We start from the raw sequence: 13,399 nt of genomic DNA, 5'->3' as shown, positions 1-13,399 counted from the left end.
TTTATCCTGCTCCCCCCTAATTACTGGTATTATTTTCATTTTTGACGAATGGGTCAAAATATATACCAGCCTGTTTTAGGGGGGCGCCAGGTTATATTTATGCTTTTTTCTTCAGGTTCCCCCGCTGCCTGACCGGGATCGCCGCCCACCTCGGGGTATTCCTCCTGATTCTTGCTGCCAGAATTGTCATGTCATCGGTAATATTTCCGTCCGATACTCTCATCACCTCTTCCAGCAGAAGATCCGCCGCCTCCTGTGGATCATCTGTATCAAGCTGCGAAAGCAACCTTTTAATCCATATCTCTTTATTTTCAATCGGTCCTGGGATCTCCAAAATGCCGTCACTGACCATAATCAGCAGGTCCCCCTCTTTCAGCTGTTCATTGATGACATCCACCTCAGCATGCTCAATCATCCCGATAGGTAAATTTTGGGCTTCTACCTGCTTTATTTTCTTGCCACGGCAGATAAATGTTGGAAGTGAACCGATTTTTATAAAACGCCCCTGCGCTTCCTGTAGATCAATCATGACGAGGTCAAGCGTTGAATACATTTCCTCGGCAGAGCGCAAAGACAGTATTGAGTTAATCGACCGTATGGCCGTCGTTTCATCCATGCCGGATGCTAGAATCGTCTGGAGAAGCTGCAGGGCAGAATTGCTTTCTTGATATGCTTTTTGGCCGCTTCCCATGCCGTCACTTAACGCTACGATATACTTACCGGCACTTATTTCAGTAGCTACATGGCTGTCTCCCGATAACCATCCTCCCCCTTTTGCAACGGATGCCGTGCCAGTATCCACTGTATACGTGCGTGCCGATGCAAATGTAAAGTTCGAATAATCAGACAGCTCTTCGTGCATTTCTTCTTTCTCTACAATAATGTGCTCCTTTAAGACGTCTGAAAGCAGGGGAGCAATGATTTTTTCTGCGCGTTCGGCTCCAGCCTGCTTCGGCACACTCATTTCAATTTCAACACCCCCTTCATTCAGGCGGTAGACTTCAATATGGCCAATGTCCACGCCTACATCATGTAACGCATCATAAATCTGTTCTTCCTGGAGAAAATGCGTTTCTTTGTCTCGCTGAATATCCTTGGCAAAGTTCTCCATAACTTCTGATACTCCCCTGAGCTGATCCGCCACCAGTCTCCTGCTTTCCTGCACCTGCCTTGACACCACTTTTCTAGCCTGGTCCTGCTTGATTTCTTCCTTCATCACCTCCGTCACTCTTTTTGCATAATGACATTGCTCCTTCCAGCTTTTCATCACCGATGAAGTGACCCGCCCTGTTTCTTCTATGTCGTCAAGCATTTGCGTCATGCCATCATATGTCTCCTGAAATTGGTTCACCCAGCACCTTTCCTTGCGAAAACACGTCTGACACGTCTTTTCCGTAATTTTGCTTAATAATTCATCCGTATCCTGCTGCAGCGTAATTTCTTCATGAGGCGCAGGATGCGTTAAGAAGCTTTTCGATAATGTTTTGAAAAGCTGGGAGAATTGATCCACTTTTAAGGAAGTAATATCTTTCATTTTCTGCATGTGTTTTTGCTGTTCACGGGCATATTCCGGCGTACCTGGAATATACCTTTCTATAAAGGCAGTTAACGCCTTTGGAGTGAGGATAAATAAAGCAATGGCCGCGGCAGACTCCGCCAAAGTCAGACTGGCCCCATTCATACCATCTCCATAAAGAGCGATAAGAGCCGTTCCAAGCAGCATACCTATGCTGACACCGATTTTTTTGCCCTCTTTTAATAGGCCGCCAAGTAAACCAGCAAAGGCAAGCAGACTCATTTGATATAAATTGGCTACGGAAGCCAGGCTAAGCACCAGTCCGGTGACTACTCCTACCGGCGCGCCAATCGCAGCCCCGCCAGTGAAGGCAAAAATTAACACGAGATAGCGGGCAAGTATATGTTCCGCCGCCATTCCGTAAATAACCCATCCTATGGCCCCTGTCATTACTGACGCAAGTAATATAATGAAGCAGACGATTTCTTCATGCTTCAAAGGCTGCTTTCGTTTTTTTGTCATCAGTAATGGAAGGCTCTGTAAAAAAATCATCGTCAATATAAAGCTTAATCCGCCCTCCACCCCAGCAATTACCCCTTCGTATGGAGTAATGCTCCCCTGATCAAGCCACCCTGTCCCAAGCCTCGCCCCCGCAGTGGCAAAGAACACAGTCACCGGCAGTGCCCAGGAGGTGCGCCACCCGTACCTGGTGATCCATTCATATAAGAAGATAAATATTGATATAGCTGCTACGATAAAGGCCCCGTGAAAGATAGCTCCGGAGAATGTTCCAACTACCACCCCAGAGGCGGCGATAATTCCTTTATCTCTGCGCCACGCGTAAACCGCTGCAAAGAACGGCAGAGCGAAAGGAAACAATTCAGCCAGCAGCACGGCTCGTCCAAGCAGAATACCAAGCAGAAATATGAGTCCGCCCCAAGCGATAAAGAAAATAGAAACACCTCTGAATAATTGATTTTTTCGATGATTGGCTCTGATCTTCATGTTCTTCCATATTAAAATCGATGTTGCCGTCATATCATTGGTGTGCTTTGCGAGTTCTTTCTGGTACATGCTATCCCACCTGCCCCCATTGATTTGATTTTTATTATAGCGGTCGTGAATCTCAATGTTTGTCAAAATTACCAACAAGGCAAAAAAAAGTCTTCGACTATTTTTGGATGCTCTTAAACCAGTATGGATAAAGGAGAAGAACTAATTCCTGCTATGAAAAGAGAAATTTTCAAGTTATTTTTAAGCGGAATGATGGAAGGTAAAGAAGAATACTGGGGCAGTTTGGACAAACTGGAAAAAAATTCAACTAGTCTTTTCTGTTTTTCTACCTTTCCCGTCGAATGCGTGTCTGGATGTTCGAGGATTGCTGAATGAGAAAAGATCAACCAACTCTTTTTTAAACTTGTAGAGGAGTGGAGGAAATAGAGGAATCAGGGTCCGGAGAACCGGTGGTGGCATACGGCAGTCATTTCTAATAGAAGCCTTAAGCTTCAATCAAAAGCACTCATAATATTGAATCAAGCACAAAAAGGGGCTTTAGCAAAAGCCCCTTTTTATAAAATAAGTAGTATCCTAAATAGAAGATAGCAGGGGACAAGTCCGAAGACTCCAGTGGAAAGAGCAGCGGCTGAAGATCCGCCGGGCGCGGGTTTCGCCCGGTTAGCTGAAGCGCTGCCCACGGAAAGCGAAGGACTTGTCCACTGCTTTTTTTACCATGCAAAAGGGGCGTGTATCATTTATGATACACGCCCCTTGTTTTCAATTAAGAAATGGTAGCGGCGGAGGGAATCGAACCCCCGACCTCACGGGTATGAACCGTACGCTCTAGCCAGCTGAGCTACACCGCCAATTTTTGCGACATTGTTAATTGTATACTGGTTAACCAGCTTAGTCAACTAATTTTTACATTCACTAGTTTGGTCATAGAGAAAGGGCCGCACTGGCAGGGTTACGCACCTATACCAGCCTGGCCCTTTATTTATTGGGACATGCCTTCAGCAAGTTTACTTACGGGAGCGCCCTCCGCGTTTAGAATCCGTTTGCTTGCGTAGTGAAGCAAGACGTTCTTCGCTGTCTTTCATGAAACGGCTCATTTTATCCTCAAAAGAAAGCGGGCGTTGACTACGGCCTGTTCCGCCACGTTTATCGCCTCCACGGGGACGGTCTCCGCGCGGGCGGTCACTGCGTGGACGGTCTCCCTGCGGACGTTCTTCTTTTGGGCGGTCTTGAGCTTTACGGATGGATAGGCCAATTTTGCCGTCATCTTCTACCTTCATAACCTTGACAGTGACTTCATCACCAACGCTTATAAATTCATTAATGTCCTGTACATACTTATCAGCTACTTCGCTGATGTGAACGAGCCCTGTTTTTCCATCCGGCAATTCAACAAACGCTCCAAAATGGGTAATACCCGTCACTTTCCCCTGTAACTTGCTGCCTACTTCGATTGACATGTAAAAAATGCTCCTCCTTGTGTTTCTATCATTAAAATAAAAGATAAAGGTTGACTTAAAAAGGGAATAGGAAAGCAGCTACGCCAAACAGTGATCACATCCGGAAACGTATTCACTCTGTAACAGTCTGATTCACCTGAAACACCTCTTCAAAATCATTCTTATTATACTCGAACAGTAAAAAAAGTGTCAATCAGCGGATTCATCAGGAACTTTATACAATGTTTCCCCCGGCTTTGTTAAATAATAATCTCTTCTGGCTATTTCAGCTATGTAGTCGAGATCATTATAATTTTTTACATCCTGTTTTAATTGTATTTCTTCTGCCTGCATTTGTTCATACTGATTTTCCATTTCGGCCTTTTCACTTTTCTTTGCTTCCATTGTCGACCACTGAGATACAAGAATCACAGTAAACACGATTGCAATCAGGGCAGCTACTGCCGCTAAGGCAGTCATCCTCCGAATAAGGCCGCGCCGCCTTTTTTCAGCATACGCCTCTTGACGCTGCTGTTCGCGCTTTTGTTCCTTAACATAGGGCTTGTTTATCTCAGTAACTTTCTTCTTATTCGATAACAATAATAATCACCCCGGCTTATTTAAAAGTCCACCATTCCTTTACCCTTTTTAGAACCGCATGAAAAGCTTTTCTCAGTCTGATAGTTAAAGATTCAGGAAGGAGGCGTCGAAAAAACGGAGCAAACGGTTGAAGTATCCATTTCATTGGAAGAAGGAGACATGATATTAAAAACCAGATCAATTTTGAAATAACTGTTAATCCTATCATAACGGAGGATGATAACAGTTTCAATACGAATTTCACTGGAATACCGATAAAAACGCGGAATGTATTGATCAGCAGCCTCCGCATCCATTGACCCGTGCGGAAAATAGTCTCCATCCCCCGCAGAAACTTATGCCTCCCATATTTTCGATATACAATAAAACCGGCGAGCAGACCAGGATAAATATATATTCTTATTTCTCCTTCGTTAATTCGAAGCAGCAGATAAAACACGAGCAGTGCCTGCACAACCCAAAAAAGAATGTCCCAGACAAATCTGCTCCAGACAGCTTTTACAAATGAAACTGTAGAACGATGATAAATATCCAGATTCATTCCTATTAATCCGCCGGCCGTCAGCATGGCAATCATTGTTTGAAATTGAACAGACAGACTCACTTGAATAACTTCCCTATAAACCCTTTTGTTTTCATGTTGGTCTGATCAATGTAGACAAGGTCGTCCACTTTGCCTTCAATAGAAACAATTCCCTCGGATACATCGAGATTCTTCATATGCAGGTTATGGCCGCGCACAGATAAAAAACCCATTACTGTTTCGAGCAGAAATTCTTCATTGTCGAAGCTTTCTACTTCTTTTACTCCGGTTATTTCCAGTGTCTTTCGGCCCTTCATAATAATTTCATGGGCGGCCTGGGAACGCTGCTGGTATAATGGCTCTTCTTTATAGTTCATCTCTTCAACACCCTTTCAGGATAGCTTGTTTCATTCTATGTTCCTGAAAGAGAGCTTATTCCTTAAAAGTTGTTACCAGTGCTCTGTAACTCCAAAGCAAGAGGAAAAGGACTCAGTCCAAAATGGGGAGCCTGCATTCATCCTTATTGTCCGCTGTTCACCAATTCTTCTTTTACTACAGTATACATTGATTCTGCTTCTTCTTTTTTCGTTGTATCCTTTAAAGCGTCAATCTTTACTGTAACAAGCTTAGAGCCGAACCGTATGACAAGCTCGTCGCCGACCTGTACCTCTGTCCCGGCTTTTGCGGTATTTCCATTCACCGTTATTCGTCCCTGTGCCGCGACTTCCTTCGCGAGTGTTCTTCGCTTAATTAACCGGGAGACTTTTAGAAATTTATCAATTCTCATTCTTCGTTTCTCCTTTCTACTGTCTGTTTTTTTGCTTCTTCCCAAAGTTCATCCATTTCTTCGAGCGAGACATTTTCGGCTTTTTGTCCTCGGGCTCTCAGGGTTGTTTCTATATATGAAAACCTATCCTTGAACTTTCGGTTGGTCATGTGGAGAGCTTCTTCCGGGTGAATTTTGTAATATCGGCCAAGATTCACAAGCACAAATAGAATATCCCCAAATTCTTTGTTCATTGCTTTCTTGTTGCCGTACTTTATTTCCTCCAGCCACTCGGCAGTTTCCTCCTGCAGTTTTTTCCACATCGGGGCGTCGTCGTCCCAGTCAAACCCCACCTTCGCCGCTTGTTTTTGCAGCTCGTATGCCTTCATTAACGAAGGCATTGAATCAGGTACAGCTGATAATAAGCCCCCAATTTCGACTCCATTCTTTTCCGTTTTCTTGATCGCCTCCCAGTTTTCTATTACCTGCTCAGAGGTTTTCGCTGAAGTATCCCCGAAGACATGCGGGTGTCTGCGAATCATTTTTTCCGTTAAGACTTTGATAACATCGTCAATGGAAAAATAACCGTTATCTTCCCCTATTTGGGCATGCAGCATAACCTGCAGCAGCACGTCACCAAGTTCCTCGATTAGGTGATCATCATCCTCTTCATCAATCGCATCCAGCACTTCATAGGATTCTTCAAGTAAATATCGTTTTAACGATTCATGGGTCTGTTTCTTATCCCACGGGCACCCATTTGGACCTCGCAGCGTTGCAATTACGTTTCGAAGAGAGGAAAACTCCTGATAAAGCTCCGCTTCGTTTTTGACTGGAGGAAGATACAGTGCTGTTACATTGTTCGTTTGCACATTCCTGTCAAGCTCAAACAGCTTGACTCTTGTGAGCTTCTCCTGCTTTGTTCCGGCAGCAGTAACAAGCACAGCTTCATGTTCATCCGGGTATCTTTCCATCAATGTCAGCTTAACATCCGAGGCTATCATCGAATCGTACAGCTGGCTGATAATAACATGCTGTGTCAAAACAGGTTCTTCTTTGCTGAGCGAAGTAGCATCCAGCAGCTGAAACCCATCGTTTGGATCAATCCGGAGTGCTGTAAACATCGGATCGAGAAAACTCTGTCCCCCTAAAACATTCGCTGTGATGACCCCTTTTTCCTGTTCTTTCAATAAAAGCTGAATGGTCGTTTCTGCAGTAAGCGGGTGCCCAGGCACCGCATACAGTATTTCTCCATGCTTCTCAGCTGCAGTTACAAGATTAGTGACGATATCTTCATATACCGCTGGAAAGCTGTCGTGTTTCTCATATAGCTCATCAAAGCTTTCAAATAGTATATTATCTGCTGTTAATTCCTTAACAGCCGGATGATCAGCTGTACGCACATAGCGCAGCCGTTCTTTTTTACATTCTTTATAGATACCCAGCGGCATCTGATCAAGTTCTCCTGCGCCCAGTCCGACGATATTAATGTGAGGCCGGGATTTCTCTGATTTACTCATTGTCACCGTTCCTTTCTCGAAAAAAAGCGTTCCAGTTTTTGTGCCCCAGGAATAAACGCCAGCTCCGTTTCTGTGAATAATGACAAAGCACGCGACATACCTGCGAATATTAAAACCCCCGCTCCAGAGGCTGTCAAGGCTAAAAGAGACTCCCACAATCGTCCTTCCGGCAGCACAGCACTGAAAATAGTAATAATTCCGCTCACCGCCGCAAGCATAATTAGCAGCGCGGCGCCGCTTCTGCCGTACCATGACTTTTTTATGCTTGAAACCAATGATTTCTTCCAAAGATAAGAAACATTCAGAACCGCCGTAAGGAGAAGGCCCGCCACCGTGGCTCCAGCGGCTCCCATTGTTCCCCAGACAGGAATAAGAAGTAAATTGGCGGTTATTTTCAATACCAGCCCTGCAGCGAGATGCAAAGCCGGTTTCCAAAAATAATCATGACTCTGCAGAACCGCGGCGGAGGTCATGGTAACCCCGCTGAACAATAAAGCAGCAGCATGGATTTTTAACACTTCCGTGCCCTCATTATTTTCAAAAAGCATATGATTAGCAGGCTCTGCCACAGCGGCTAATCCAACTGCAGCGGCTCCTCCAATGAGGAGGCTGACACGAAGGATAGACGTTCCATAGTTTTTATACGCTTCTATATTTCCGGAAGTTTTTTCTCTCGTAAGGATGGGCACAATCGCCATTGCAAGAGAAGATGCAATCACACTTCCAAATTGAAGAAGCGGCATGGCCCGGTCAAAAATTCCTTTTTCCAGCTTGGCTGTGGCTGCAGGCAGTCCACTCTGCTGAAGCTCCCGTACCACAGTGAATGCATCTGCCATTTGATATAAAATAAAAACCATGGCACCAGCACAGACGAGCAGGCCCTGCTGAAGCAGAAGCCGGTGTTGAAGTACTTTCGATAAAATGTGCTTATTAAATATTTTGCGAAAGGGGATCTGCTTTTTTTTCAAGGTAAAGATTAATAAAGCAGCTCCTGCAAAAGCTCCTAATAGGGAACCCAGTGCCGCCCCCTGCCCTGCTCCGTATGGCCCTTTTTCTAAAGAAACCGCGAGCGCAGCAAGCAGTAAGATGGCAGCTACACGTATAAATTGTTCCAGTAGATGGGAATAAGCTGTCGGTTTCAAGTCATCCACACCTTGAAAATACCCTCTGCCGCCTGAAAGATACGGCACCACCACAAAGGCCAGAGCAGTAATTTGGAGCGGACCTGTCAGCTGAATATCCCCCATTGCTCCTGCGATCGGACCGGCAAGAAAATACAGACATCCGGACACAAAAAAAGATAAGACTGCAAGCATAATAAAGGCTGCAGCTGCCGTCTCCTGCGCATAATGAATCCCCTTTTTTTCCCGTGCTTCCGCCACCAGCTTCGACAAAATGACTGGAAAGCCATACATCGAAATCATCATCGCCGCTCCGTAAAATGGATATACCTGCTGATAAACGTAATAGCCGATATCACCGGTGATATTTTGATATGGTACCCGGTAAAGAGCGCTTAAAACTTTACCGAGCAGCGCCACTCCTGACACCAGCGCAGCACCCTTTAAGAGATCACGGCTTTTTATGTATTCTTCAGACATGCTTGACTTCCTTTCCACATCTCCCAGTATATCACAGCCAAAACTTCGTAAAAAAATGCTTTTGCCGGCCGCCGGGGGATCCATGGGGAAGGGTTTAGATTCGCTGTGCAGGGCTCATCTCAGAAAGTATAAAAAAACGCCGTTTTCGAGCCCCGGCAGAAATGCAGGGCCAAAAACGGCGGTCGCACGAATTATTGTTCCATTTGTCTTGCCAGGAAGCCGGCTGCAGTCTCCAAAAGCTTGCCGGAAATGACTTCATCGACTTTGTCTTCCTTTGCCACCATAACAACGGCACCAATCGGATCTCCATTTGCAATGATGGGGGCCACAGCAAAGCCTCTCATCATCTCTTTATGATCACTTACGATGTTGTACTCACCCTTTGTGGACTCAACCTTCGACTGGCGCTGATTAATCGCTTCCTCGACAACCTCTCCGATACTTTTATTCGCATAATCTTTTTTCGAACCGCCGGAGACGGCAATATACGTATCTCTGTCGGCTACGAGTACAGGATGGCGCAGGGATTCATACAGTGCTTCAGCGTATTCCTTTGCGAAATCACCTAATTCTGATATGGGGGAGTACTTTTTCAAAATCACTTCTCCGTCGCGGTCGACAAAGATTTCAAGCGGATCTCCTTCACGGATACGGAGGGTGCGGCGGATTTCCTTGGGAATAACCACCCTTCCAAGATCATCAATACGGCGGACAATACCTGTAGCTTTCATCATGCAGATGACTTCCTTTCTTCTCGTGTTTTCTATGATGGGATAGAGACAAATTTAGAAAATAACGCCTCTTTTTTGCTGTTTTTATTATCCGCCGCCAGAAAATAACTATTCATGTTATTTAGAAAAACTTCCCTTTTTTTTATCGAGAGCTGGAAGCTGCGCTTGCCGCCTCATTTTTTGTGGCCGGAAGCCGCTCGATTAATGCACTCAGCAAACGAATAAAATCCTTTTCCTTTAAGCGATTCTGGTGAATGACCAGTTTAATTTTTTGGTCACTTGTTCCGACGCCCACTTCTCTGCCCAGCTCATTCACCAGCTCGAACAGCTTGGCGCCATCCGTATTCTGACTGACTGGTTCACTAATAAGAATGGTGGTTTTGCTGCCTTCCTGCACGATGGACTCCACACCATATTTTCGGCCGAGAATTTTTATTTTGGAAAGCTCGAAAAGCTCCCTTGTTTCTTCTGGATATTCACCAAAACGGTCAATCACCTCATCCTGCAGATCCTGCAGATCTTCCATCGTTTCAAGTCCCTTAAAGCGTTTATACATTTCAATCTTCTGTTTAGAATCACTGATAAAGCTCGCAGGAATATAGGCGTCCACCTTTACATCAAGTTCCATTTCCGCCGGTTTATCCACTGCCTTCGATCCTTTTCTTTCTTCAATTGCTTCTTTGAGCATTTGGGAGTATAGATCAAAACCGACCGATTCAATGTACCCGTGCTGCTCTGCCCCGAGCAGATTACCGGTGCCGCGGATAGACAAATCACGCATCGCAATTTTAAAGCCTGAGCCAAGCTCTGTAAATTCTTTAATTGCCTGAAGACGTTTTTCGGCGACTTCTGTCAGCACTTTGTCGCGTTCGTAGGTAAAATAGGCATAGGCCACCCGATTGGAACGCCCGACTCTTCCACGGATTTGGTAGAGCTGCGACAGCCCCATTTTATCCGCATTGTGTATGATAAGTGTATTTACATTCGGGATGTCGACGCCCGTTTCAATAATGGTCGTCGTAACAAGCACATCCTTATTCCCCTCGAGAAAATCGATCATGACTGATTCGAGCTCTTGTTCATTCATCTGGCCGTGGGCATAGGCCACCTCTGCATCAGGCACAAGCATTTGTATTTGATCGGCCATTCTGCTGATTGTATCGACTCTGTTGTACAGAAAATAGACCTGGCCTCCCCGGCTTAACTCACGCTCCACCGCTTCTTTCATTAACGATGCGTTATAGTCGAGTACATACGTCTGTATGGGGAAGCGGTTTTCCGGCGGTGTTTCAATCACAGATAAATCCCTGACCCCAAGCATGGACATATGAAGCGTTCTTGGGATCGGTGTTGCGGTTAACGTCAGCACATCAATGTTTGATTTAATCTGTTTAATTTTTTCTTTATGAGTCACACCGAAACGCTGCTCTTCATCCACAATCAAAAGACCCAGATCTTTAAAGGTTACATCCTTGGAAAGGACGCGGTGTGTTCCGACAACCAGATCAATGCCGCCTGTTTTCAAGCTTTTAATTGTCTGATTCTGCTGTTTTTTCGTTCGGAACCGGCTTAACAGCCCTATATTGATTGGATGTTCAGCAAAACGTTCCGATATGGTATCAAAGTGCTGCTGCGCCAGAATAGTCGTTGGCACTAAAATAGCAACCTGCTTTCCGTCAAGAATGGCTTTGAATGCTGCCCGGATGGCTACCTCCGTTTTGCCGTACCCAACATCCCCGCAGAGAAGCCGGTCCATCGGACGTTCGCGCTCCATATCTTCTCTGATTTCCTCAATAGATTTCAGCTGATCTTCCGTCTCTTGATAGGGAAAAGAAGAGGCAAAAGCCTGCTCCTCCGCTTCACTACGCGAAAAAGCATGCCCTTTTGAGGCTTCGCGTTCAGCATAGAGTTTTATTAGATCATCCGCAATATCTTCAACAGAAGATTTCACCCGGCGTTTGACCTTCTTCCACTCGCTGCCGCCGAGCTTATAGATTTTTGGTTCTTTTTCCTCTGAACCGACATATTTCTGCACCTGATCAATCTGCTCAACCGGTACGTAAAGCTTGTCGTTCCCGGCATAGGAAACGTTTAAATAATCCTTGTGAATACCGTTTACTTCGAGTGTTTCAATACCTAAATATTTGCCGATCCCGTGGTTTACATGCACAACTAAATCTCCGACCTTGAGTTCGGAGTGAGTTTTTATACGCTCTGCATTGGAAAGCTTCTGCCTGCGCCTTGACCGGTTTACTTTTTTCGTAAACGTTTCCTGTTCAGTGATTACTGCAAGCTTTTCCGTCGTCAGCTCAAATCCATTATTCAAGCTGCCAAGAACAATTGCCGGCCGTTCAACCCGAAATGCGCCGTTTCTGTCAGTTCGATCCGCTTCCACCCCGTAATCATCCAAAATGTGCTGTAGCCGATTTGCCCGTTCCTCATCGCCAACGACAAAAACGATCGTATACCCGCTCTTCTGCCAGCGCTGAATTTCATTTTTTAAAACTGGCATCTGCCCGTGAAACTGCTGCATCGCTTTGCAGGATAAATTGGCAATGTTCTGAGGCTGAAAGGAGGGGATGCTTCGTAAAAATAAAGAAAAATACACCCGCGGCCCGTCATGCTCTTTGAATAATTCATGAAATTCTATAGACAAAGATAAATCGACAGGCACCTCCCCGGTCTCGAGGAGAGTTGTTTTCCATTCCGCTTCTTCTTTATCAAGCCGTTCCGCCATCTCCTGAACTCTGCTTACTTCATCCATAAAAACTATGGAATCACCGCTGAAATAAGAGAGAAGCGTGGCTGGATTTTCATAAAAATATTCCATATATTTATAAATTCCCTGAAACCTGGTCTGTTCATCGAGCTGTTCGATTTCATACTGCAGATGCTCCTGCAGCTTTTCCTTAATGGAGGAATCCTTAACTTTTTTCAAAGACTGGGAGAGTCCTTTTTTCAGCTTGTCCGATGCCCGGGTAAACTGCTCGCTGTACAGAATGGTTTCATAAGCAGGTCCGATCGTTATTTCCTGGAGCTGCTCAAGTGAGCGCTGGTCATCGACTTGAAAAAAACGAAGGGAGTCCACTTCGGTGTCAAACAGCTCTACCCGTACCGGGTGTTCTTCTGTGAGAGGATAAATATCAATAATACCTCCCCGCACACTGTATTCCCCCGGCGCAGAAACCATATCCGCCCTTTGATAGCCGAGAGCAATCAGGGAGGAAAGGAAGCTTTCGACATCTACATCTTCTCCGGTATGCAGGCGAAACTGAGCTTTTTTCCACAATTCCGCCGGAGGAAGCAGTCTTCTAACTCCCGCTACCGGAGCGATAATAATTCCTTTTTTTCCCTGCACGAGATGATCAAGCACTTCTATACGCTGTGCTCTCATTTCCGGACTAGCGATAGCGATTTCCGATGATATTAACTCATTTACAGGATAAAGATAGACATTCTCCCCTTCAAGGTCCACTAAATCTTCATAGAGCTTTTGAGCCTGATAGAGAGTATGTGTGACAACGAGCTGAGACCTCTCTGTCTCCTGGCTGGCTAAAGACATAACAAAAGGCCGCGCCGAACCGCTTAGTCCTGCCACAAGTTGTTCTTTCATATTTTTTTCTATGCCGTCAAGAATGGAACGTACATGATCATTCTTTAAAAGGGCGTTTTGTAATCCCTTCATTTCTTCC

At 45.2% G+C, this 13,399-nt stretch carries 10 protein-coding genes and 1 tRNA gene; all 11 read right to left on the bottom strand.

The window, feature by feature from the left end; genetic code table 11:
* Window positions 1–97 precede the first annotated feature (97 nt).
* The 11 genes from spoIIE to mfd all read right to left on the bottom strand — a co-directional run bounded on the left by spoIIE (window position 98) and on the right by mfd (window position 13,392).
* Complete coding sequence (gene spoIIE, locus ACE4RR_RS18020; RefSeq protein WP_375536837.1) at window positions 98–2,590, bottom strand: stage II sporulation protein E; 2,493 nt, start codon at window positions 2,588–2,590, stop codon at window positions 98–100.
* A gap of 711 nt (window positions 2,591–3,301) precedes the next feature.
* Window positions 3,302–3,378 (bottom strand) — tRNA-Met (locus tag ACE4RR_RS18015).
* A gap of 156 nt (window positions 3,379–3,534) precedes the next feature.
* The gene (locus ACE4RR_RS18010) at window positions 3,535–3,987 is read right to left on the bottom strand and encodes a S1 domain-containing RNA-binding protein (RefSeq protein ID WP_375536836.1); all 453 of its coding nucleotides are present in this window, start codon (window positions 3,985–3,987) and stop codon (window positions 3,535–3,537) included.
* Between the two features lie 189 nt (window positions 3,988–4,176).
* The gene (locus tag ACE4RR_RS18005) at window positions 4,177–4,566 is read right to left on the bottom strand and encodes an FtsB family cell division protein (RefSeq protein WP_375536835.1); all 390 of its coding nucleotides are present in this window, start codon (window positions 4,564–4,566) and stop codon (window positions 4,177–4,179) included.
* A 16-nt stretch (window positions 4,567–4,582) separates the two neighbouring features.
* Window positions 4,583–5,170, bottom strand: coding sequence for a spore cortex biosynthesis protein YabQ (gene yabQ, locus ACE4RR_RS18000; protein WP_375536834.1), 588 nt, complete (start codon window positions 5,168–5,170; stop codon window positions 4,583–4,585).
* Window positions 5,167–5,466, bottom strand: coding sequence for a sporulation protein YabP (gene yabP / locus ACE4RR_RS17995; RefSeq protein ID WP_375536833.1), 300 nt, complete (start codon window positions 5,464–5,466; stop codon window positions 5,167–5,169). The genes yabQ and yabP overlap by 4 nt, the downstream gene beginning before the upstream one ends.
* A gap of 143 nt (window positions 5,467–5,609) precedes the next feature.
* Window positions 5,610–5,876, bottom strand: a complete 267-nt coding sequence (locus tag ACE4RR_RS17990) for an RNA-binding S4 domain-containing protein (protein WP_375536832.1) — start codon at window positions 5,874–5,876, stop codon at window positions 5,610–5,612.
* The gene (gene yabN, locus ACE4RR_RS17985) at window positions 5,873–7,375 is read right to left on the bottom strand and encodes a bifunctional methyltransferase/pyrophosphohydrolase YabN (RefSeq protein WP_375536831.1); all 1,503 of its coding nucleotides are present in this window, start codon (window positions 7,373–7,375) and stop codon (window positions 5,873–5,875) included. The genes ACE4RR_RS17990 and yabN overlap by 4 nt, the downstream gene beginning before the upstream one ends.
* A 2-nt stretch (window positions 7,376–7,377) precedes the next feature.
* Window positions 7,378–8,976 (bottom strand): putative polysaccharide biosynthesis protein, encoded by a 1,599-nt coding sequence (locus ACE4RR_RS17980; RefSeq protein WP_375536830.1) that lies wholly within the window; start codon window positions 8,974–8,976, stop codon window positions 7,378–7,380.
* Window positions 8,977–9,167: 191 nt separating this feature from the next.
* The gene (spoVT, locus tag ACE4RR_RS17975; protein ID WP_375536858.1) at window positions 9,168–9,707 is read right to left on the bottom strand and encodes a stage V sporulation protein T; all 540 of its coding nucleotides are present in this window, start codon (window positions 9,705–9,707) and stop codon (window positions 9,168–9,170) included.
* A 142-nt stretch (window positions 9,708–9,849) separates the two neighbouring features.
* Window positions 9,850–13,392 carry a transcription-repair coupling factor gene (gene mfd / locus ACE4RR_RS17970; protein ID WP_375536829.1) on the bottom strand — a complete coding sequence of 1,181 codons (3,543 nt, stop codon included), beginning with the start codon at window positions 13,390–13,392 and terminating at the stop codon, window positions 9,850–9,852.
* Between the last annotated feature and the right edge of the window lie 7 nt (window positions 13,393–13,399).

The organism is Alteribacillus sp. HJP-4, assembly GCF_042139015.1.
Lineage (GTDB): Bacteria > Bacillota > Bacilli > Bacillales > Marinococcaceae > JBHIKY01.
Note: the sequence above shows the minus strand (reverse complement) of the source record. Positions and strands in the feature narration are given on the sequence as shown.